The sequence below is a fragment of the Paenarthrobacter sp. CC6 genome, from assembly GCF_040560085.1.
GTDB lineage: Bacteria > Actinomycetota > Actinomycetes > Actinomycetales > Micrococcaceae > Arthrobacter > Arthrobacter nicotinovorans.
Genome location: NZ_JARDAN010000007.1, coordinates 68555 through 89405 on the forward strand (window position 1 = coordinate 68555; position 20851 = coordinate 89405).

Here is a 20851-nt window from a genome sequence, read left to right on the forward strand (position 1 = left end):
CCCGAAGGCCATAAGTAACCCCGCGTTGTTCTACTTGGTGCCGGTGTAGACGACGGCGGGCGCCGCCGGGGCCTGCATCCCCTCACCGATGAAGAAGCCCGGGTGGGGCGGCTGGTTGTACGCCACATTCTCACGTGCAACAGCCGTGCGGTAGACGGTGTCGTGCATCAGCGTGCGCAGGCGAACCTCGGTGGGAGCCGTGGTGGTGTAGATCCTGAGTTCGGTGCTGTCCGTGGACGGCCAGGCGATCTCCTCGCGCCAGTCACCCAGGATGTCGGCCTGAATGGACGGGTTGCCCTTGGTGGTGTTGTTGCTGCGGGCACCGTCCGCCGTCAGGAGGCGGTCGCTGGTTTCGGTTTCCCAGTTCCACTTGGAGATGGTGGGAACGCCGCGGGAGACCGTTGCATCGTAGTCGTGGTCAACGATCTCGCGGAGCAGGTCCCCGTCCCACCAAGCCAGGAAGTTGGCGGCGGGAATGTTCTCGGAGATCAGCTCACCCTTGGCCGACCTCAGCTGGCCCACCGGCGAGTCCCAGGCGGCGGAACCACCCACGGCCCAGCCCTCGGCCCCTTCATAGCGGGGATCGATGTCACCCGCTGCACCACGGCCGGTGTCCTTGACGGCAGGGATGCTCCAGAGAATTTCACCCGTAGCAGCATCCCGGAAGGTCGCTCCACAGTTGCCGCTTTGGCCCATGCTTTCGTGGACGGCAAATGTCTCCAGCCCCGGCCTGGACGGGTCGAGGTCGCCGGTGTGGATCGCATCGCCATGACCGAGCTTGGTGTTGTACAGCGGCTGGCCGTTGTCATCGATGGTCATTGAGCCGAAGACGAACTCATCCTTGCCGTCCTGGTCCACGTCGGCGACGGAGAGGTTGTGGTTGCCTTGCCCCTTGTACTCGTCCCCGGCCTGGTTGGAATCGAAGGTCCAGCGTTTCACGAGTTTTCCGTTGACGAGGTCGTAGGTCACCAGCACTGTGCGGGTGTAGTAGCCGCGGCTGAACATCAGCGAGGGGTGTTCGCCGTCGAGATATGCCACGGCTGCGAGGAAGCGGTCAACGCGGTTGCCGTAATTGTCGCCCCATCCTGCCACCGGGCCCCGGGCCGGCTCGTAAGCGACGGTGTCCATGATCGTTCCAGTCTCGCCCTTGAAGACCGTGAGGAACTCGGGACCGGACAAGACGTAGCCGGCACTGTTGCGGTAATCGGCGTTGGCGTTGCCGATCACCGTTCCCGCCGCGTCCGTCGTGCCGTCCGCCGTCTTGAACGAGACCTCGGCCTTGCCGTCGCCGTCGAAGTCGTACGCGAGGACCTGCGTGTAGTGTGCGCCGGCGCGGATGTTGCGCCCCAGGTCGATGCGCCACAGCTTGGTTCCGTCCAGTTTGTAGGCATCCACGTAGACGTTGCCCGTGTAACCGGATTGCGAGTTGTCCTTCGCGTTGGATGGCGCCCACGTCTGGATAACCTCATACTTGCCGTCGCCGTCGAGGTCTGCCACGGTGGCGTCGTTGGCCGAGTAGGTGTAGGGCTTGCCGTCGGGCGTCACGCCGTCGGCCGGCTTGTCCAGCTTGATGGCCAGGTAGTTCTGCGCCAGGGGCGTGACCGCCTCGGTCAGCTTGTCCCGGCCTTGGCCGTTGCCGACGGTCTTGATCACGTAGCTGGACTGCGCCGTCCCGTCCGGGTCAACGAACATCGTGGCGTTGCGCAGGGGTTCGGGGGTGATGTTGACGCCGTCGCGCAGAACCTGGAAGCCGACACTTTCTTTGTCCAGGCCGAGCATACGCCAGCTCACCGTGACGCCCTGATCCGTCAGGACGGCTACGGGTGCGCGGTCCAGGTTTTCCACTTGGCGCTTCAGCGAAGCGGGGTCCTTGGCGGCAGGCACGACGGCGGGAAGTCCGGTTTGCGCTGACTGCGGGAGTTGGGCGGGAGCTGCTTGGGCAAGCGGGACGCCTGTCAGCGCGATGGCGGCGGCAGCCAGGGAGGCAGAGGCCGCCAGTGGAACTGCCCTCCGCGCATGACGACGGGCGGTGGGGTAGGAACATTTCGAGGTGTGAGCCAAAGAACATCTCCTTTGATGCTGGGCGGCAGGGGGTCTGCACGCACTTTTTTGGAACGTTTCACTCGTCGCCAAGCAATCTCTCCGCATATGAGCGAGTGAAGTGATCGATGCGAGAAAACGCTTTCCGCCAACAAGGTTTACCAGCGCCTCAACCATCCGGTCAAGGGTTTGACAGGAAATGACTGTGCGGCTTCGGTGCGAAATGTTCGAATTTGTCCGTTGCTCCATGTGCATCTGTGAGCCCTCCGTGACGGTCCGTTTCGTCGGATTTCGCCGGATTTAGCCCGGTTGAGCGGGGTGACGGATCGGCTTTGGCCGGGGCACTGCGCTCCGTAGTGTCGTGCCATGCCGAAGCCTTCAGTCACTCCCTTGTCCGTCCTCGACCTGAGCCCGGTTTCTGCCGGGCAGACACCGGGCGAGGCGCTGCGCAGCACCATCGCGCTTGCCGCCTCCGCCGAAGCTTCCGGCTACTCGCGCTACTGGCTCGCAGAACATCACCTCAACACAGGCGTTGCCGGTTCTGCCCCGCATATCCTGGCCGGTTTGGTTGCGTCGGCCACCACGACCATCCGTGTCGGCACGGCGGCCACCCTGTTGGGGAATTACAGGCCGCTCCAGATTGCGGAGAGCATCGGCACGCTCGCCGCCGTGTTCCCGGACCGTGTGGACCTTGGCTTTGGTCGCTCCGGCCCGCCGAAGTCGCCCAGCGAACCGGCTCCTGGAGTAGTTCCCCCTACGGACACACCCGGCGATCGCGTGGTTGACGGTTTGCTGATTCCTTCGCCGCGCCCCATCTTCGGCGCCGTCCTTCCCAGGAAATTCCGCTTGCAAGGTGAACTGCTGGGCCGCTTCCCTGGAGACACGGACAACTTCGAGAACGACGTCCAGGACATCATCGGTTTCTTCACCGGGGAGTACAGGACCAAGCATGGCGAGGAAGTCACCGCGACGCCGGCTCTCGGGCAGGCGCCCCAATTCTGGATCCACGGTTCAACAGCGGGTCCCAGCGCGCGTTTGGCAGGCAAGTTGGGACTTCCCTTCGGCGCGAACTACCACGTAGCACCAGCCGGCGTGCTGGACTCCATTGCCGAATACCGGGCCCACTTTGAACCGTCTGCTTCCTTGCAGGAACCGCAGGTGATCGTCTCGGCGGACGTGCTGGTGGCCCCGGACGAACGCCAAGCACAGCGCCTCGCACGCGGCTATGCCCAGTGGGTACACGGCATTCGCAGCGGCCAGGGCGCCATCCCCTACCCCTCGCCGGACGATGCCCTGGATCTTCCTTTGGACGCGGAAGCCGAGGAGCTGATCAAAGACCGCGTGGACACGAGGCTGGTGGGCGACCCCCACCAAGTCAGCGCCAAGCTGCGCACGTTGCAGCGCGTCACCGGCGCCCAGGAACTGCTCATCACCACCATCGCCCATGACCCTGTCGACCGGCAGAACTCCTACCAGTTGCTGGCCGAAGCCTGGGGCCTCTGACCTTCCGATTTTCCAACCACCACCACCTACAAAAAGGAGCACCATGTCCACCGAAACCACAGTTCAGGACTCAGTACAAGAAGACACCCAACTGATCACCGCCGACGCCGCCGCCAAACTCATCGAAGAAGGCGCGCTGCTGATTGATGTCCGCAGCGAAGGAGGCCGCGCCAGCACCGGCGCAGTCCCCGGCGCCCTAGTGGTGAACCGCGAGCACGTGGAGGAAGACTTCAGCCCCGAATCCGCACACCGCCTCGCCCAGGTCAGCGGCACTGACCAGAAAATCGTGGTTTTCTGCGGCTCGGTGAACGGCTCACGACCCGTCGCACAAAAGCTCAAAGTACTCGGCTACGCCAACGCCGTCCATGTGGACGGCGGCTTCCCGGCCCTGCGCGACGCCGGTGTCCCCACCACCGGGCCGACGGCCCCGCCGGCTCCCGTAGCTCAGGCGTCCACTGATTCGGTGGCTTCCGAACGCTGAGCACCGGCCGCCGTCGGACGTTCCGACGTAAGTGCTACCGCCGCCGTCGCGGTTTCCTTCCCGGAAGTCACGACGGCGGCACGTGCGTTTCTGCGGTCCCGCGCCTCGCGGAACCAGTCGAGTCCGCCGGCGAGCAAGGCGACACCCAGCAGGACACAGCACATCACGATGCCTTGGTGGAAAGCATCCTTGGAAGCCTGGCCGGTGGCCGCTCCCTGGGCTTGCAGGAACATTCCCGCGGCGGCGGCTGAGCACAGTGCCGCCGCGAATCGTTGGCTGAGTTGGTAGAAACCTGCCGCCACTCCGGCCGTGCCGGCAGGTGCATGCGCAAGCGTGAGTGTCTGGTTCGGAGCAACCACCAGCCCGGTGGCCACACCTTGGGCAAGCCCGACGGCGGCTACCGCGAGAGCCGCTGTCCCGCCGTCGAGCATTTGCACGAAAAGGTCCTTGGCAATCAGGCAAGCCAGGCTGCCTACCAGTGCGTAGACGATTCCGGCGCGCCCGTACCGGGCTACGAAGCGCCAACTGAAGCTTGACGCCAACAACATCCCGGCTGCTTGCGGCGCGAGAATGGCTGCAGCTGCCAACGGCGCCATCCCCGTCCCGGAGAGGAAGTAGAAGGCGGTCACCGCGGCCATTCCGGCGCCGACGCCGAACTGGCAGAGCGCCACCACCGTGCCCAAGGTGTAGCCCCTGGATTTCACCAACGAGGCACTGAGCAACGGGGTTCGGCCGCGCCGGTGGTAGAGAATCTCCCAGCCGGCGAAAGCCAGCAGCGCGCCGGCCCCGATTGCCAGCGACGTCACGGCAATAATGCCCGCACCGTAAATCGTCGGGATGAGGGAAGCGATCACCACTCCGCCGAGCAACAGGGCGCCCAGGACGTCGATGGAGGGCTTCGCGGTTTCGGGCCGTCTGGCCGAATGTGGCAGGAGCCTGAACGCAAGCGGCACCAGGACCAGTACCAAGGGAACATTCGCGAGGAACAGGATCCGCCATCCGATCGCGGGGTCGCCCACGGACAAGACAAGTCCGCCGATCAGCGGGCCACAGACCGCGGCGGAACCCCCGGCGGCAGCGTAGGCACCCAGCGCTTTCGCGCGGTCATGTCCCGAGTAGATGTCCTGCAGGAGGCCAAGCACTTGCGGATTCAGGGTGCCTGCGCCGAGACCTTGGAGGAGCCGCGCGATGATGACCAAAGATGGGTCCGAGGCCAGCCCACCCAACAAGCTCGACGCTCCGAAGACTGCAATACCCGCGATAAAGAGCGTGCGCCGTCCCACGATGTCTCCGAGCCTGCCCGCGGGAACCAACGCGACGCCGAACGCCAAGGAGTAACTGGCAAGGATCCATTGCACCGAGCCTGAGTCGGCATGCAGGGAAACGGACATCGCGGGAACCGCAAGCACGAACATTGACTGGTCCAACAGCGTGATGAATCCGGCGCCCAGGCAAAGCCATAGAGCGGCACGTTTAGCGTGATTTCCGTGGCCGGTCATGCGTTCCTTCCCGCCCCTCTTTGCCTCAAGTCGGCCCGAAAAACAACCAGAAATGGTTAATTTGGGGGCATGTGAATGTCAAAGCGGGTCAGGAAGCCACCGAGAGGACCCGTGCCCGGGAAGCGGCTTGGCCTGCCCGGATTTCCTCGGCGGTGCGGCTCTTCTCCCGATGCTCAACTTCCTGCTTTAACTGCGGAATGACGTGCCGGCCAAACTCGAGGGCATCCGGGACGAAGTCGTAGCCACGGAGTCCGAAGATCTCAAACCCAAGCTCGTGATAGTCCAGGATCGCCTGGGTGACGGTGTCATAAGAGCCGACCAACGCCGTCGCGCTTCCTCCTCCCCCACCAGCAGCCTTGGCGAGGGCCGTCCACAAAGCGCGGTCGTGTAGATCGCCGCGCTCAGCCGCCGCCAGCAAGCGCTGGGTCCCGGCGGCCTCCGGCTTCTGGTTGTAGTGGCGAACAGGATCGATCACCTCACCCGCTGACCGCCGGGCCTGGAACGTCCCAAGGACGCCATGTGCCTTGTCCCACGCCAACTCATCGGTGGCAGCAACAATGGGCCGGAACGCGATCTGCCAGCGCAACGGCTCGGTCCGCCCGAGCGCAGCAGCCCGCGCAAGGATCTGCTCCTGCTGCGATGCGGCGTCGGCCAGCGGTTCACCGAACAGCGCATAGATATCCGCCTCAGCAGCACCCACGGCCCAGGCGGCCTCCGAGGACCCGCCGAAGGAGATACCCGGCCGCTTCCCGTCAAACGGTCCCAGGCCCGATGCGAAGTTCTCGAAGCGGTAATGCTCTCCGTCCCAGTCGAAGGAGTCGCCGGACCACGCCCGCCGCACGATCTGCATGTACTCCTGCGTCCGGCCATACCGGGCGTCCTTTGCCAGGAAATCACCCTCCCTGGCTTGGTCCGCCTGGCTTCCGCCGGTGATGAAGTGAACGGTCAACCGTCCCCGCGCAATGTGGTCCAGTGTCAGGAAGGACCGGGCCGCGAACGTTGGATGCGAGACGTTGGGCCGGTGCGCCAGGCGCAGCTGGATTCGCTCAGTGTTCGCGGCAACCCACGCCGCGTGGATGGAAGGATCCTGCGTACTGGAGTTGTAGGCGAACAGAACGTGGTCCCAGTTGTTGTCCTCGTGGATCCTCGCAATCCTGGCAGCATATGCGGGGTCAAAGAAGGGCGTGGTGGCTGGCGAAGTCTCCGTGGAGTCGTTGCCGGCACCCATGCCGAGGAATTCGATAGGCATTGTGGTTCTCCTGAGGGAAGATTTAGCGGCGAAGGATGCGCTGGGCCAGGAAGTTGCCCAGCAACTGCGCGGCCTGCACCATGACGATGATGATCAGGACAGTCACCAACGTGACCTCCCAGTTGAACTGCTGGTAGCCGTACATGATGGCGAAATTGCCCAGCCCACCACCGCCGATGTAACCGGCCATGGCGGACATGTCCACGATCGCGATGATCATGAACGTGTAGCCCAGGATCAGCGGCGCCAGCGATTCCGGGATCACCACTGACCACAGGATGTGCAGCCGGCTGTCACCCATGGCCCGCGCGGCTTCCACCACACCGGGATCGGAGGCCACCAGGTTTTGCTCGACCACGCGTCCGATCACCACACCGGCCATCAGCGCCATGGGCAGGATCGCCGCGGTGGTCCCGATGGTGGTTCCCATGACGATCAGCGTCAGCGGTGCGATGGCCGTGATGAAGATGATGAACGGGATGGGCCTGATGATGTTCACCAGGAAGTTCAGGAACGAGAACACGGCCTTGTTGGCGAACAGGTTTCCCGGCCTGGTGGCGTAGAGAGTGACGCCCAGTGCCAGCCCGGCCGCGCCGCTCAGCAATACGGTGATGACCACCATGTAGATGGTCTGTTGGAAGGATTCGCCCAGGACGGGCAGGAGGGTTGTCCAGTCGGTCATGGCTATTCTCCGGCGGTCGCGGGGACGGGGGCTGGAAGGTGCGGGGCGGCACTTTCGGTGGGTGCCGCCGTCGCAACTTGGCGTTCGACGGCGGTGACCTCACCCAGGTCGGCGAGCGCGGCGTCAATCGCGGCGTCGCTGCCCGTGAGTTCGTAGGTGAGGGTGCCGAGGATCTTGTTCTGGATCTCGGTGACCCCGCCGAAGACAACGCTTGATCCCACTCCATGGCGCTCGAAGGTCGCTGCGACCAGCGGGGTGGGCGCCGTTTCGGAAATGCCGATGGAGACGAGCCTGCCGGGGTGGGCTGCGGAGAGTCTGCTGACGGTGTCGGGTTCCGGTGTGCCGTGTACGGCCGTGGAGACGAAGCGCTGGGTGGACGCACTTTGGGGGTCGGCGAACACCTTGTACGTTGGCCCGGCTTCCACCACGCGGCCGGATTCCATCATCACTACGGTGTCGCAGATCTCGCGGACCACATGCATTTCGTGGGTAATCACCACGACGGTGGTGCCAAGTTCCTTGTTGATGCGTCGAAGCAGGCGCAGGACATCACGGGTGGTTTCCGGGTCCAGTGCGCTGGTGGCTTCGTCGGCGAGCAGGATGTCCGGTGCGTTAGCCAGCGCGCGGGCAATGCCCACACGCTGCTGTTGCCCGCCGGAAAGTCGCCGCGGATAGGATCCGGCTTTGTCCGCGATACCCACGAACTCCAGCAGCTCGTCCACCCGCGGCTTGATCCTGTCCTTCGGCCAGCCGGCCACTTTGAGCGGGTAAGCGACGTTCCCGAACACGTTACGGGACTTGAGCAGGTTGAACTGCTGGAAGATCATGCCGATGCCGCCGCGGACTTTCCGCAGTTCCCCCTCGGGGAGGGAGGAGATGTCCTGCCCCTTGACGAACACCTGGCCCTCGGTGGGGCGTTCCAGTCCGTTCAGCAGGCGCACCAACGTGGATTTTCCGGCCCCGGAGTAGCCAACAATGCCAACTACTGTTCCCTCTTCGATGTCCAGGGTGACGTCGTCGACGGCGCGCAGAGCTTCGGTGCGTTGGGTGCGTTTGCCTCCTTGGACCGGGAACAGTTTGCTGACGCCGCGCAGCGAAACGATCGCGCTCACCGGAGCCTCCTTCAGGGGTTGATTGGATGCCCATTCCAACAGCGGTCGGGCCATCCCATCGAACCCAATGACCCCCTGTGACCTGCGGTTTCTTTCCTTGACGGTGCGCGTCGGAGTGTTGCGAAAGCGTTCGATTCCCACCACGGCAACTGCCTAGCGTGAGGCAGGGGGAACACCCCGTACCTTTCCATTCGCATCAATACCCTTTGTACGGAGAAGCATCATGAAGAACCGCCTGTTAGTCGCCGCCGTCGGCCTGGTTGCCGCCCTATCGCTCTCGGCTTGCGGGGGTGCGTCAAGTGGTTCGTCAACCGCAGCGAACACCAAGGTGGTCATCGGTGTGGACGACGGCGCCGAGGAGCATTGGACCCTCGTGAAGAACAAGCTGAAGGATCAGGGGATCGATCTTGAGGTCAAGAACTTCACTGACGGCGCCCAGATCAACACGGCCACCCAGCAGGGCCAGGTGGACATCAACCTGTTCCAGCACCTGAAGTACCTCTCGCAGTTCAACGTCAACAGCAACGGCACCCTGGTTCCGGTGGGCGCCACCGCGGTGTACCCGTTGGCGCTGTACTCGGAGAAGTTCAAGTCCGTGGAGGAGCTGCCGGCCGACGCCGAGGTTGCCATCCCCAACAACCCCACCAACCAGGCGCGCGCCCTGCTGAACCTGCAGACCGCAGGCCTGTTGCAGCTCAAGGATGGCGGCAACTCGCTGTCCACGCCGGCTGAGATCACCTCGAGCAAGATCAAGGTTGTCCCGGTGGACAGCAACCAGACAGTGAACGCGCTCAAGGGAACCACGGATGCCGCCGTCGTGAACAACACCCAGGCCCAGAAAGGCGGCCTGGGCGACGAGAAGATCATCTTCAAGGAAGACCTGAATTCGGAATCCCTGGCGCCGTACATCAACGGATTCGTGGTGAAGGCGGACCGCAAGGACGATCCGACCTGGAAGAAGATCGTGGATGCCTATCACACGCCTGAAGTTGAGGCCTCGGTGACCAAGCTCAACGACGGGAACCTCCAGTTCAAGGCCGACTGGACTGCTGCCAAGCTGCAGGAAGTCCTGACTGCCGAAGAAGAAGCCATCAAGAAGACCAAGTAGCTGTGTGCAGGGTGCCCGTCCCAAACGGGCACCCTGCACACATTTCAGGAACAGGCCCATGAACCAGACACTCACCCGTGAACGCCAACAGATCCATTTCTTCGCCTACCTGGTGGGCACCGGCATCCATCTGGCTTCGTGGCGCCACGAAACAGCATTTCCGCAGGCAAGCATCGACTTCGCACATCAAGTGCAGCTCGCCAAGACCGCGGAGAAGGCCAAGTTTGATGCCATCTTCCTTGGCGACTCCCTGGCGATCGACGAGACCTCCAACCCCGGCATCCTCAACCGCTTCGACCCCATAGGCCTTGTCACGGCTCTTGGCGCGGTCACCCGCAACATCGGCCTCATCGCCACGTCCTCCACCTCCTATGACGAGCCCTTCAACTTTGCCCGTGCAGCCCTCACCGCGGACCACATCAGCGGCGGTCGCATCGGCTGGAACATCGTGACCACGCGTGACCTCACCAACAGCACGGCAGGCAACTTCAGTGCTGATGAGCACTTCGACCACAGCCTCCGGTACCGCCGGGCTGAAGAGTTCGTTGAGGTAACCCAGGGACTTTGGAATTCCTGGGACAAGGACGCTTTCCTCTACGACAAGGAAAACGGCACGTTCTTCGACCGCCACAAACTCAGCCGTTTGGACTACAAAGGAGAGTTCTTCAAGGTTGCCGGGCCGCTCAACATCGGGCCTTCTCCGCAGCACTCCCCTTTGCTGGCTCAGGCGGGCACTTCCGTGCCCGGGCAGAAACTGGGTGCGAGGTTCGCCAACGCCCTCTTCGCGAGCCATCCGGATATTCCGCAGGCCCGGAGCTACCGCGCATCGGTCCGTGCCCAGGCAGAGGCCTTCGGCCGGAATCCGGATGAGCTCTACGTTTACCAGGCCATCTCGCCCGTCGTCGCGGACACCCGTAAAGAAGCTCTGGAGCGCATCCGTGAGCTGGACGGCCTCATCACCGATCAACAGGTCCTGGACTTCCTGCAGGAATATTTCTCCGGGCCCGCCCGCGAAGGTACCGTCGACTTCACCGGCCTCGGAGCGGACGCCACGGTGGCCCAGTCCGGCATACCCACGATAGCCCGCCCCCGTAGCGATTTCCGTTCTGCCGGCGAACAGATCCGGGGCCGGGAGGACGAGGTCACCCTCAAGGACCTCTATTCGATCCTCACCGGCGACAAACGCAATCATGACTTCATCGGTACCGCGGAGCACGTGGCAGACTCGCTGGAACGCTGGCACTCGGAGGGCGCCGCGGATGGCTTCAACCTCATGTTCTCACTCCTCCCCCAGGATCTGGAGCGCTTCGCCTCCGGGGTCATTCCCATACTCCAGGCGCGCGGCCTGGCCCGCACAGAGTATTCGGGCACCACGCTCAAATCCCATCTCGGACTCGATCCGCAGCAGAAAGGACAACCATGACCACCACACCAACCGTCGCCACCGGCACCCATGTGATCCGGCAGGCACGCCCCGAAGAGTACGACGCCGTGGGGCAGCTGACGTACGAAGGCTTCGGTCATCATCTTCCCGGCGCGCATCAACCGGACGACGCGCGGCTCAGCCTCCTGCTGGATGCTGCCGCCCGGGCCCGCGAAGGTGTGCTGCTGGTAGCCGAAGACGTCGAAACCGGTCGCCTGGTAGGCACGGCCAGCCTCCTGTCGTTTGGCTCACCTCTGAGCAGGCAGGCTGAAGACGGCGAAGTGGAGCTCAGGCTGTTGGCGGTACTGCCGGAAGCCCGCCGGACCGGTCTTGGCCAAAAACTTCTCGACGAGTCGGCCCGGCTGGCCGCCGCCAGGGGTGCCGCGCGCGTGGTCCTGGACACCGCCGTCGACAATGAACCGTCCCAGCGCCTCTATCGCCGGCTGGGCTACGTCCGCCGGCCCGAGCGGGAGAAGGAACGGCCCGCACCGAAGGTGCAGCTGGTGGTCTACACCTTGGACCTTCCGCCCGTGAGGGGTTAGCTCCCACCCCTTTGGCTCGCGCCAATAACCCCGGGAGCTCACCCCTCGCGTAAAGGTCTTATCAAGAATTGGCCCCTTCCGGCATCACGCCTCGTGCGCGGTGCTATGTTCAGCTCAGATCGACGAGCGTCTGGGAGGGCACCCATGACCACGTTAAGCAGACCACCGGCTGACCCCTCGGCTCCCAGGCCCCGGGGTTGGACATCATTCCGGACGTGGCTCCTGTTTGGGCTGCAGGACAGCAAAGGCCGGCATCCCGGCCCCGGCGTGGTCAGTGCGGCCCACGAGAAGAAGCACCATTGGTGGCAGGTCATGTGCCTGACGGGCGTGGACTACTTCTCCACCCTTGGCTACCAGCCGGCCATCGCTGCCTTGGCCGCGGGCGTGATCTCACCGCTGGCCACCATCGTCCTGGTTGCCGTTACCTTGTTCGGCGCGCTTCCGGTCTACCGGCGCGTGGCAGGGGAAAGTCCCCGCGGCGAGGGCTCCATCGCCATGCTCGAGCGTTTGCTTCCACGCTGGGGAGGCAAACTGCTGGTGCTGGTGCTGCTCGGCTTTGCCGCCACGGACTTCATGATCACCATGACCCTTTCCGCGGCGGATGCCACGGCCCACTTCATCCAGAACCCCGTGATGCCACCCTGGTTGCAGGGCCAGAATGTTCCTGTCACCTTGGTCCTCCTGGCACTCCTGGCCGCAGTTTTCCTCCGTGGTTTCAAGGAGGCGATAGGCGTCGCCGTCGTTCTTGTGGTCCTTTACCTGGGCTTGAATGTGGTGGTGGTCGCCACCACCGTCGTCGAGGTCCTGGCGCATCCCACCGCCGTAGGTGACTGGTGGCAGCTGCTGTGGACATCCCACGGCAACCCGCTCATGGCCGTAGCCATCGCTTGCATTGTCTTTCCGAAACTCGCGTTGGGCCTCTCCGGATTCGAGACGGGTGTCGCCGTGATGCCGCAGGTGCAGGGCGACCCCGATGACACTGAGGCCAAGCCAACAGGCCGCATCCGGGGAACCCGGAGAATGCTGACCACCGCCGCATTGATCATGAGTACGTTCCTCATCACCTCAAGCTTCACTACTGTGGTCCTCATCCCCGAGCGCGAGTTCGAGCCCGGCGGCCAGGCAAACGGCCGTGCCCTCGCGTTCCTCGCCCACGAATACCTGGGCCTGGGTTTTGGCACGGTGTACGACATCAGCACCATCGCCATCCTGTGGTTCGCAGGCGCCTCCGCCATGGCCGGCCTGCTCAACCTCGTACCGCGGTACCTTCCCCGCTACGGCATGGCTCCGGAATGGGCCAAGGCGGTTCGCCCCTTGGTGCTGGTCTTCACGCTGGTGGGGTTCTTCATCACTATCGTCTTCAACGCCGACGTCGACGCCCAGGGCGGTGCCTACGCCACCGGCGTCCTGGTGCTGATGACGTCAGCCGCCGTTGCCGTGACACTGTCCACCCGCCGTCGTGATCAGCGCAAACGCATGATCGGCTTCGGCGCCATCGCCGCCGTGTTCGTCTACACCACGGTGGCCAACGTCGTGGAGCGACCCGAAGGCATCCGGATTGCGGCCGTGTTCATCGCCGGCATCATCGGCATCTCCCTGCTGTCCCGGGTGCGCAGGTCCTTCGAGCTGCACGCCACACAGGTCCACATGGACCGCAACGCCCTGGAATTCATCCTTGACGACGGCACCGAACCCATACGGCTCATCGCGCACGAACCGCTCCGGCTTACGGCGGAGGCCTATCGCTCGAAGCTGGTCTCGGCCATCGAGGTCAGCCACCTCCCCCTCAACTACCACGGCCTGTTCCTTGAAGTGGTGCTGGACGACACTTCGGATTTCGAGACCGAACTGTACGTCAAGGGCATCGAACGGCACGGCTACCGGATCCTTGAGGTGCATGGTCCGGTGGTGGCGAACACCATTGCCTCGGTGCTTTTGCATATCCGTGACGTCACAGGACTGATGCCCCACATATATTTCCGCTGGACTGAGGGCAACCCGATGACCAACCTGTTGCGCTTCCTGTTCCTGGGCGAGGGCGAAATAGCCCCGGTGACCCGCGAGGTCCTCAGGGAGGCCGAACCGGAGGTGAGCCGCCGCCCGTGGGTGCACGTCGGTTGAGCGGCGTCGCCTGTCCCGGGTGGCACCGGCAATACCTGTATGGGCCGTCACTCCCGTAGCGCCGGGGAGTAGCGTTCAGTGGGATAGGTCAACCATGAAAGGAACATCATGACTACCTGGCTCATCACAGGCTGCTCCACCGGTCTCGGCCGCGCACTGGCCCGGGCGGTCCTCGCGAAAGGCGATAACGCCGTCGTGACCGCACGCGACACCGCCACTCTGCAGGACCTCGCCGCGGAATTCCCGACGACGGCACTCGCCGTCCCGCTCGACGTCACCGATCAGTCGCAGGTGGAAGCGGCCGTGCAGCAGGCCGTGGAGCGCTTCGGCGGTGTGGACGTCCTGGTCAACAACGCGGGATACGGCTATCGCGCCGCGATCGAAGAGGGCGCCGACGCGGACGTCAGGACGCTGTTCGATACCAACGTGTTCGGTCCCGTCGCCATGATCAAGGCCGTCCTGCCCGGGATGCGTACCCGGCGTTCGGGTGCGATCGTGAACATCTCCTCGATCGGCGCCCGCATCTGCCCGCCCGGGTCGGGCTATTACTCGGCAACAAAGGCCGCGCTGGAAGGCATTTCCGGTTCCCTGCAGAAGGAACTGGCGCCGTTGGGCATCACAGTCACGGCCGTGGAACCGGGTGGTTTCAGGACGGACTTCGCCGGAAGGTCGCTCACGCAATCCGCAGAAGCCATTGACGACTACGCCCAGACTGCCGGCAAGCGACGCAAGGAAAACGACATGGTGCATGGGACGCAGCAGGGTGATCCGGACAGGGCAGCCCAGGTGATTATCAACGCCGTCGAGGCCGCTGAAACTCCTGGCTTCCTGCTGCTCGGTGAGGACGCCGCCAAGGCCTTTGACGCCGTAGCGGAAGCCCAGCGGGCCGAGGTGGATCGTTGGCGGGAGCTCACTGTCAGCACCGGTTACACGGAGTAACAAGCAACGTGTAATCGGTCACACTTGGCTGGATTCGCTTGTCAATCACGGTGGGCAGCATGAACCATGAATGAGGGAATCCGTTCCCATACAAGCTGAATCAGCAATCCTCACCGACGAGGATGCGGCCCCGGGCGACGAAGCTTGGGGCTGTCACCAGCCTGAGTGAAAGTACTGACAATGACGACACATACTGACTCCATCACGCTGAAAATCTGGGACAAGTCGGCCATCGACCACACCATCGATGCCGCCATCCAGTCCCTTTCCCACCGCGCTGCGGCAGAAAACTGCGGCATTGCCGTGACCCTCAGCGGACCGAAGACCTTTACGGTCAGCCTGAGCCGCTAAGCTGCTCGACAACAAACGCAAGAGGACGACGCCGGGACCTCCCGACGTCGTCCTCTTGCGTTTAAGGCTGCACCTGATCCCGTAGCCGTTTGCGTGACGCTTCAAGCAAACCCTGAGCAAACCTTGATTTTTCCTTGACGCTTTGCCTGCGCGTTTCTTGCGTTGGCGTTGGAACTCTAAGTGAGTCAACGCTTCCAGCTAACGAACGGAGGGATCACAATGCTCACGGAAACCACGGTCCACGCATCAACGGACACCGCTGCCTCACCGGCCCCGGCCACCGCGCCCCGCGGATCCCACCGTGCCGCCGGCGGCGTGGTAACTGTCCTGGTTCCGGCCCACAACGAATCCGCCGGCATCACCGACACACTTGTCTCCCTGAACAACCAGACCCGCCGCCCGGACCGCGTGATCGTGGTGGCCGATAACTGCACCGACGATACCGAGGACCTCGCGGTCGCCCAGGGCGCTGAGGTCATCCGTACGGTGGGAAACAAGGACAAAAAGGCCGGAGCTCTTAACTTCGCCCTCAGCCGGCTGCTGCCCGACGCCGACCCCGAGGACCTCATCCTGGTCCAGGACGCAGACTCCCAGCTCGCCCTTGACTTCATTGAGAACGCCACACAAAACCTGCTCGCCGACGAACTGCTCGGCGCGGTAGGCGGTGTCTTCAGCGGAGGTCCCGGTGGCGGCTTCGTAGGTCACCTCCAGCGCAACGAATACGCCCGCTACGCCCGGGACGTCAAGCGCCTCCACGGCAAGTGCTTGGTAGTCACAGGGACCGCCGCCCTTTTCCGCGTCAAGACTCTTCGCGACGTCGCAGCTGCCCGCCTCGGCGGCACACTCCCTCCCGGAAACGGCAAGGGCGGCATCTACGACACGTCCGTCCTGACAGAGGACAACGAACTCTCCTTCGCCCTGCTGACACTGGGTTACCGGATCGCTTCACCAGCCAACTGCACGCTGGTCACTGAGGTCATGCCCACGTGGCGCGAACTGTGGGCGCAACGGCTCCGGTGGAAGCGGGGCGCGGTGGAGAACTGCGTGCAATACGGATGGACCAAAGTGACCAGGCCCTACTGGGGCCGCCAGTTCCTTTCAATGATCGGCGTCGTAGTGACGCTGGCCTACTTTGGCTCCATCCTCTTCGCGCTCATTTCAGGGATGGGTCTGAACCTCCAGCCCTTCTGGATTGCAGTCACCGGCATCTTCATCCTGGAACGCGTCATCACTGTGCGGTTCCGGGGCTGGAGGCACATGCTGCTGGCCGCAACCATGTACGAAACAGTGATCGACATCTTCCTCCAGGCAGTCCACGCCAAGGCTTACCTGGACGCAGCACTCAACAGAAAGAAAGTTTGGTAATCGACTCATGTACAACAGCCCAGTAACCCCCGCAGCCGGAGCAGCCGCGGCCGGAATGGGATCCGGTACCCTCGCCTTGACCGGAGCAGGCGACCTTTTCTGGTTCGCCCTGGCCGCGTTCGCCATGCTGGCATTGGGGCTCGCGATCAAGAGGATTGTTCCCGTCCGCGCACAGAAGAACCTGCCGTCCGCCTCCTAGGGGATCACCGCGGTGCTTGCTGAAACCCTGGACACTGTGGTGTAGCCGGCTTTGGTTCCGGTGACTCTGACGCTCATGGTGTCCGCTTGGTCTGCGCTCACAAGCTTGTAGTTCTTGGCCGTCGCTCCAGCAATCAAGGTCCCGGAGCGGTACCACTGGTACGTCAGTGCGGTACCGGAAGTCCACGTTCCGGGGTTTGCTGTCAGGGTCGAACCAACTGTGAGCGTACCTGTGATGGTGGGGGTCGGAGCCTGCAAGGTTCCGGCCACCACTGCCGCCGTCGGGGCCGACTCCTTAGTAGCCGTGGCATACCCGGCCAGGCTTCCCGTCACACGCACAGTCAGGCTGGCGCCCTGGTCCGCAGCGGCCAGGGCTCGGGTGGGTCCCGTGGCTCCTGAAATGGCCGTGCCGTTTTTGAACCATTGATACGCCAAGGTTGTTCCGGCAGGCCAGGTGCCCGGGACTGCGGTGAGTGTCGAGCCCACCGCTGCCGTGCCGGTGATAGTCGGAACCGGACCCGTGAGCTGGTTCGCCGGGACAAAGGAGAAGTCCCTGATCGTGACGGTTTCCGGTGCAACATGTGCAGCGTCTCCACCGCCGCCGCCGGTGACCCACAGGTTGAAGTGAATCTGTTCCTTGGCAGGAGTGGGAACAGTGGAGCCTTCCAGGACGGTCCTCTTGAGGAGTGGCCCGTCGTACCCTTCCCCGGCAAACGTCTCAAAGGTCAGCTTGCCCGGCTCCCAGACCATCCGGTGGGTGAGGATGGGGGCATTCGTGACATCGAAGGTGACCGTGTTGTTGCCTTGGCCCGGAGGCAAGGTGGCATCGAACCAGTAACCGTGCCCTTGGGTCACCGGCCAGCTTTCGCCATATGCGGCGCCCCCGCCCCACGCCGACGCTTCACAGAGGTCGATCTCGGTGTAGCCGGGAACGGCATTGGGGTCATAGGTGAATAGGCAGCCCCACACCACTTCCTTTTGGAGTGCGCTGACATCCTTTTCCACCGTGGTGCTGTATGTACCGTAACCGAATCCTTCACGGGTGGACTGGAATTCCGCACCCTTGGGCGCCGAACCTGTCGGGTTGCTTATGGACAGCTTCACGTAGCCGTTGGCATCCGGGTTGCTGACATTGTTGGCATCCCACGTCGCGTTGTACATGGGCGCTCCACCCCAAAAACGCTTCTGCCAATTGAATCCCTTCCAGGCAAAACTGCCCACCGGGCCGGGATCATCTGCCATAGGCGTTGTGTCCGCCGCATGCGATGGTCCTGTGCCGGCAAACATGGACAGGGCAACCGCAGCAATTACGGCTACCCCCATAACTTTTCTTCCCCCACGTGGAAGGAGCCTCACTGACAATGCCATAGCTGTTTCCTCCTGCTGATGCGCCCAGAATGCCAGCGGCTGGTCCCGCTGGCAGCAATACGCTCCTCCCCCCGGAGAACGTACAACTCCTCGATTATCGAGTAGCCGTGGCCTTGCGGGAAGCGAAATTGGTACCCAAGATCCGGGAATTAACATCGATTGGATAACGGCCGCGCTTGGCGGCGTAGCCTTGAGGTGTTCCGACAAATGTGTGCAGCACCTTTACCCCGGGAGGCGACATCACTATCCGCAGCGCAGGAATCCTCCTTTACCGGCGAAATACCGCCGGACAATTGGAGCTTTGGATAGCCCACATGGGTGGGCCCTTTTGGGCGCGGAAAGATCAGCACGCGTGGTCAATTCCCAAGGGCGAATTCTCCGATGACGAAGACGCTTTGGTTGCCGCACGAAGGGAATTCACTGAAGAAATCGGCACTCCGCCGCCATCTGCGGACTACGTTCTGTTGGGTACATTCCGGCAGCCCTCGGGCAAACTGATCACGGCGTTCATCGCGGAAGCCAGTGGTTTTCAGCCCGAAGAGATTGTCAGCAATACATTCCCCATGGAATGGCCCAAAGGCTCTGGCACCATCAAGGACTTTCCCGAAATCGACGACGCCCAATGGCTTGAGGAAGCCGTGGCCCGGACCAAGCTCGTCAAAGGGCAACTGCCAATCGTGGACGCGCTGGTACAACGGCTTGCCGGGGAATCGTCCCAGGCCGGCCCGCAGTATTAGCTAGCCGCTCCTGCGCGCGATGAACTGCCGGATCCACTCGACGGTCCCGGGGTGATCAAGGTGCAGCCCGTGTCCCGCACCCGGTACGCGGACAAGGACCGAACGGGCTATGTGCCCGCGTAGCAGCAGCGCATTGGGCAAGGGAGTCAGTCTGTCTTCGGTGCCATGGAGTATCAAGGTGGGAGCCGTAGTCGCACCCAGTTCGCTCCAGGCATCGTGCTCGCGGCTGGCCCTGAAATGACGCGCCTTGGCCCACGCCGACGCGCGGGAATTGAAGAAAGTGTGGGTCGCCTCGGGGTTGTTCCTGACCCACTCAGAGTCGAAAAAGAGCGGCTCCAGACGGGCGAGGTCGCCACTGACCAGGGCGTCAAGGGCGGCTTTGTCCGGCTCGGCTGCGCTGTCCGGCATGCTCCCGCCACTCGTTGCCGCCAGGATCAGGGTACGAACCCTTTGCGGCTCATCGATGGCCAGCCACTGGCCTATGCGTCCGCCCATTGAATGGCCGTACACGTGTGCTGACTCCGCCCCGGCCGCGCTGAGCACGGCCGCAGCATCGTTGGCGAGACGTCGAGTGGTGTACCGCTCAGCGTCACCCCTCCCACTGTGGCCAATCCCGCGGTGATCAAAGCGGATGACGCGGTAATAGCGCGACAGAAGCTCCGCCGTCGGGCCCCAACCGTCCATGGACGTGGCCTGCCCGGCGATAAGCAGCATGGGTTCGCCTTCGCCCTCCGATGTCCAGGCGAGTTCGACGCCGTCGGCTGCTTCAGCAAAGTTCACGATGCCACTTTATCTTTACCGTGGTGTCACTCCGCGGTGAAGACGTCCTCGATGGCGCAGCCAAAGGTCCGCGCAATGAGGAACGCCAAGGGCAATGACGGGTCGAACTTCTCTCGCTCGATGGAGATGACGGTCTGCCGGGACACTCCGAGCGCGGCGGCCAGATCCGCCTGGGTCCAGTTGCGGCCGGCTCGACGCTCGGCAAGGTTGTTCTTCACTTCAGAGCACGGTGGCGGATGGCCACGTAACGAAGGCCGGCATCCAGCGTACTGAGGCCAACGAGCCCCAGAAGCAGTGGGAGCGCATCAACCTGGAAACGGCCGAAGGCCAGCACCAGCGAAGCAACAATCGTCGCGACCAGCACGTCAATGAAGGCCCCGGCCCCGGCCTGGCGCATCCATTGCAGCTCCACGCTTTGTTCCCCGTTCGGATCCCGGGTGACGGTGTTATTGGAGACGAAAACCCGCACTCCGAGGGACATCGCAGGGTACCCGGAGCATAGCGCCCCGATTCCTGCGGCGGGCCAGAAATCATCCGGGTTTGGGCTCCCACCACCACCGCAACCGTGATTGTCAGGATGGCGCCGAGGATGACGGCCAAGACATAGTGCTGGGCCGGGACCCGCCGGGATGTAAAGGACGCTTTACTCATAGGCAAAGTAAAGCACGCTTTACACCGCGGAACAATGCCCCTGCGCTCCACACAGACAAGGGCTAGCGTTGAAGCATGACTGATTACAGGTACGACGTCGAAGTGCTGCACCTTTTGGTGTCGCCGGCGCACGCCTACTTTGGCCGTGCGCGCGAAGGCGCCGCGGACGTTCCAACTGCCGACGCCGACCACGCTGAGTTGGTTGCCGGCAAGGGGATTGTTGGCGACAGGTTCTTCGGCAAGGCCGCCCACATGGACGCCGCCGTGACGGTGTTCGCCGTTGAGGCACTGGAAGCCATTGCTGCCGAGCTGGACGCCGGGCCTTTCGATCCGCTGCTGACGCGCCGGAACGTCGTGCTGCGGGGAGTGGAACTGGCTCCATTGCTCAGCCACGGATTCACGCTGGAGTCCGGCGGAGATGTGGTGACGCTGAAGGCCGGCAGACCAGCCCATCCTTGCGCCTGGATGGACCAGATGCTCGCCCCGGGTGCCCACAAGGCGATGCGCGGGCGCGGCGGCGTGCGGTGCCAGGTTGTTTCCGGCGGACTGCTGCATCGTGGGCCGGCTGTCCTGACCAGCCCGGTGCCGCTCGACCCGGGCAAGGCGGGCGAGGCAAACGTGCTCCGGCCTTCGAGGCTGCCTTAGCAGGCACGTGCGCTTCCCGACCTTCTTTGGCCGCAGCGTGATCCGAAAACAACCAAA

The 20851-nt window shown here is 63.5% G+C and carries 21 protein-coding genes; 12 read left to right on the forward strand and 9 right to left on the reverse strand.

What is annotated here, in order from left to right:
• Positions 1 to 30 precede the first annotated feature (30 nt).
• Positions 31 to 2061, reverse strand: a complete 2031-nt coding sequence (locus PV760_RS07130) for a rhamnogalacturonan lyase (protein WP_354627434.1) — start codon at positions 2059 to 2061, stop codon at positions 31 to 33.
• Positions 2062 to 2406: 345 nt separating this feature from the next.
• On the opposite strand from PV760_RS07130, the gene PV760_RS07135 reads away from it, so the two are divergent.
• The gene (locus PV760_RS07135) at positions 2407 to 3543 is read left to right on the forward strand and encodes an LLM class flavin-dependent oxidoreductase (protein WP_354627435.1); all 1137 of its coding nucleotides are present in this window, start codon (positions 2407 to 2409) and stop codon (positions 3541 to 3543) included.
• A gap of 43 nt (positions 3544 to 3586) precedes the next feature.
• Positions 3587 to 4024 carry a rhodanese-like domain-containing protein gene (locus tag PV760_RS07140; RefSeq protein WP_079582086.1) on the forward strand — a complete coding sequence of 146 codons (438 nt, stop codon included), beginning with the start codon at positions 3587 to 3589 and terminating at the stop codon, positions 4022 to 4024.
• Here PV760_RS07140 and PV760_RS07145 read toward each other — a convergent pair.
• The 4 genes from PV760_RS07145 to PV760_RS07160 all read right to left on the reverse strand — a co-directional run bounded on the left by PV760_RS07145 (position 3988) and on the right by PV760_RS07160 (position 8566).
• On the reverse strand, positions 3988 to 5523 hold the full coding sequence (locus PV760_RS07145) for an MFS transporter (protein WP_354627436.1): 1536 nt from the start codon (positions 5521 to 5523) through the stop codon (positions 3988 to 3990). The genes PV760_RS07140 and PV760_RS07145 overlap by 37 nt on opposite strands.
• 88 nt (positions 5524 to 5611) lie before the next feature.
• Positions 5612 to 6772, reverse strand: coding sequence for an LLM class flavin-dependent oxidoreductase (locus PV760_RS07150; RefSeq protein WP_354627437.1), 1161 nt, complete (start codon positions 6770 to 6772; stop codon positions 5612 to 5614).
• A gap of 22 nt (positions 6773 to 6794) precedes the next feature.
• Positions 6795 to 7454 carry a methionine ABC transporter permease gene (locus PV760_RS07155; RefSeq protein ID WP_018778803.1) on the reverse strand — a complete coding sequence of 220 codons (660 nt, stop codon included), beginning with the start codon at positions 7452 to 7454 and terminating at the stop codon, positions 6795 to 6797.
• A gap of 2 nt (positions 7455 to 7456) precedes the next feature.
• Positions 7457 to 8566 carry a methionine ABC transporter ATP-binding protein gene (locus tag PV760_RS07160; RefSeq protein WP_354627438.1) on the reverse strand — a complete coding sequence of 370 codons (1110 nt, stop codon included), beginning with the start codon at positions 8564 to 8566 and terminating at the stop codon, positions 7457 to 7459.
• A gap of 223 nt (positions 8567 to 8789) precedes the next feature.
• Between PV760_RS07160 and PV760_RS07165 the strand changes: the two genes are divergently transcribed.
• From PV760_RS07165 to PV760_RS07200, 8 genes are all read left to right on the forward strand, one after another.
• Positions 8790 to 9674, forward strand: coding sequence for a MetQ/NlpA family ABC transporter substrate-binding protein (locus PV760_RS07165; RefSeq protein WP_354627439.1), 885 nt, complete (start codon positions 8790 to 8792; stop codon positions 9672 to 9674).
• Between the two features lie 58 nt (positions 9675 to 9732).
• The gene (locus PV760_RS07170; protein ID WP_354627440.1) at positions 9733 to 11097 is read left to right on the forward strand and encodes an LLM class flavin-dependent oxidoreductase; all 1365 of its coding nucleotides are present in this window, start codon (positions 9733 to 9735) and stop codon (positions 11095 to 11097) included.
• The gene (locus PV760_RS07175; protein ID WP_354627441.1) at positions 11094 to 11639 is read left to right on the forward strand and encodes a GNAT family N-acetyltransferase; all 546 of its coding nucleotides are present in this window, start codon (positions 11094 to 11096) and stop codon (positions 11637 to 11639) included. Before PV760_RS07170 ends, PV760_RS07175 begins: the two co-directional genes overlap by 4 nt.
• 144 nt (positions 11640 to 11783) lie before the next feature.
• Complete coding sequence (locus PV760_RS07180; protein WP_354627442.1) at positions 11784 to 13760, forward strand: APC family permease; 1977 nt, start codon at positions 11784 to 11786, stop codon at positions 13758 to 13760.
• Between the two features lie 108 nt (positions 13761 to 13868).
• Positions 13869 to 14699, forward strand: coding sequence for an oxidoreductase (locus PV760_RS07185; protein ID WP_354627443.1), 831 nt, complete (start codon positions 13869 to 13871; stop codon positions 14697 to 14699).
• Positions 14700 to 14879: 180 nt separating this feature from the next.
• Positions 14880 to 15050 carry a hypothetical protein gene (locus tag PV760_RS07190; RefSeq protein ID WP_018778796.1) on the forward strand — a complete coding sequence of 57 codons (171 nt, stop codon included), beginning with the start codon at positions 14880 to 14882 and terminating at the stop codon, positions 15048 to 15050.
• Between the two features lie 219 nt (positions 15051 to 15269).
• Entirely contained in the window at positions 15270 to 16415 is a 1146-nt protein-coding gene (locus PV760_RS07195) for a glycosyltransferase family 2 protein (RefSeq protein WP_227453572.1), read from the forward strand.
• A 7-nt stretch (positions 16416 to 16422) separates the two neighbouring features.
• Positions 16423 to 16614 (forward strand): hypothetical protein, encoded by a 192-nt coding sequence (locus tag PV760_RS07200; protein ID WP_018778794.1) that lies wholly within the window; start codon positions 16423 to 16425, stop codon positions 16612 to 16614.
• On the opposite strand, the gene PV760_RS07205 is transcribed toward PV760_RS07200, so the two are convergent.
• Positions 16611 to 17936, reverse strand: a complete 1326-nt coding sequence (locus PV760_RS07205; protein WP_354627445.1) for a LamG domain-containing protein — start codon at positions 17934 to 17936, stop codon at positions 16611 to 16613. The two genes, PV760_RS07200 and PV760_RS07205, sit on opposite strands and share 4 nt — an antisense overlap.
• A gap of 284 nt (positions 17937 to 18220) precedes the next feature.
• On the opposite strand from PV760_RS07205, the gene PV760_RS07210 reads away from it, so the two are divergent.
• On the forward strand, positions 18221 to 18718 hold the full coding sequence (locus tag PV760_RS07210) for an NUDIX hydrolase (protein WP_039242987.1): 498 nt from the start codon (positions 18221 to 18223) through the stop codon (positions 18716 to 18718).
• Here PV760_RS07210 and PV760_RS07215 read toward each other — a convergent pair whose 3' ends face one another.
• The 3 genes from PV760_RS07215 to PV760_RS07225 are packed head-to-tail and all read right to left on the reverse strand — an operon-like array spanning position 18719 to position 19979.
• Positions 18719 to 19498, reverse strand: a complete 780-nt coding sequence (locus tag PV760_RS07215; RefSeq protein WP_354627446.1) for an alpha/beta fold hydrolase — start codon at positions 19496 to 19498, stop codon at positions 18719 to 18721. It abuts the gene before it with no gap.
• Positions 19499 to 19524: 26 nt separating this feature from the next.
• Complete coding sequence (locus PV760_RS07220) at positions 19525 to 19716, reverse strand: helix-turn-helix transcriptional regulator (RefSeq protein ID WP_018778791.1); 192 nt, start codon at positions 19714 to 19716, stop codon at positions 19525 to 19527.
• Positions 19713 to 19979 carry a hypothetical protein gene (locus PV760_RS07225; protein ID WP_354627447.1) on the reverse strand — a complete coding sequence of 89 codons (267 nt, stop codon included), beginning with the start codon at positions 19977 to 19979 and terminating at the stop codon, positions 19713 to 19715. The genes PV760_RS07220 and PV760_RS07225 overlap by 4 nt, the downstream gene beginning before the upstream one ends.
• A 245-nt stretch (positions 19980 to 20224) precedes the next feature.
• Between PV760_RS07225 and PV760_RS07230 the strand changes: the two genes are divergently transcribed.
• Complete coding sequence (locus tag PV760_RS07230) at positions 20225 to 20794, forward strand: MOSC domain-containing protein (RefSeq protein ID WP_354627448.1); 570 nt, start codon at positions 20225 to 20227, stop codon at positions 20792 to 20794.
• Positions 20795 to 20851 lie beyond the last annotated feature (57 nt).

Coding starts and splice junctions, on each gene's coding strand:
- PV760_RS07225 (WP_354627447.1), bottom strand. CDS start 19,979: ATGTCCCTCGGAGTGCGGGTTTTCGTCTCCAATAACACCGTCACCCGG.
- PV760_RS07180 (WP_354627442.1), top strand. CDS start 11,784: ATGACCACGTTAAGCAGACCACCGGCTGACCCCTCGGCTCCCAGGCCC.
- PV760_RS07155 (WP_018778803.1), bottom strand. CDS start 7,454: ATGACCGACTGGACAACCCTCCTGCCCGTCCTGGGCGAATCCTTCCAA.
- PV760_RS07195 (WP_227453572.1), top strand. CDS start 15,270: ATGCTCACGGAAACCACGGTCCACGCATCAACGGACACCGCTGCCTCA.
- PV760_RS07190 (WP_018778796.1), top strand. CDS start 14,880: ATGACGACACATACTGACTCCATCACGCTGAAAATCTGGGACAAGTCG.
- PV760_RS07165 (WP_354627439.1), top strand. CDS start 8,790: ATGAAGAACCGCCTGTTAGTCGCCGCCGTCGGCCTGGTTGCCGCCCTA.
- PV760_RS07230 (WP_354627448.1), top strand. CDS start 20,225: ATGACTGATTACAGGTACGACGTCGAAGTGCTGCACCTTTTGGTGTCG.
- PV760_RS07145 (WP_354627436.1), bottom strand. CDS start 5,523: ATGACCGGCCACGGAAATCACGCTAAACGTGCCGCTCTATGGCTTTGC.
- PV760_RS07135 (WP_354627435.1), top strand. CDS start 2,407: ATGCCGAAGCCTTCAGTCACTCCCTTGTCCGTCCTCGACCTGAGCCCG.
- PV760_RS07140 (WP_079582086.1), top strand. CDS start 3,587: ATGTCCACCGAAACCACAGTTCAGGACTCAGTACAAGAAGACACCCAA.
- PV760_RS07150 (WP_354627437.1), bottom strand. CDS start 6,772: ATGCCTATCGAATTCCTCGGCATGGGTGCCGGCAACGACTCCACGGAG.
- PV760_RS07185 (WP_354627443.1), top strand. CDS start 13,869: ATGACTACCTGGCTCATCACAGGCTGCTCCACCGGTCTCGGCCGCGCA.
- PV760_RS07170 (WP_354627440.1), top strand. CDS start 9,733: ATGAACCAGACACTCACCCGTGAACGCCAACAGATCCATTTCTTCGCC.
- PV760_RS07200 (WP_018778794.1), top strand. CDS start 16,423: ATGTACAACAGCCCAGTAACCCCCGCAGCCGGAGCAGCCGCGGCCGGA.
- PV760_RS07205 (WP_354627445.1), bottom strand. CDS start 17,936: ATGGGGGTAGCCGTAATTGCTGCGGTTGCCCTGTCCATGTTTGCCGGC.
- PV760_RS07175 (WP_354627441.1), top strand. CDS start 11,094: ATGACCACCACACCAACCGTCGCCACCGGCACCCATGTGATCCGGCAG.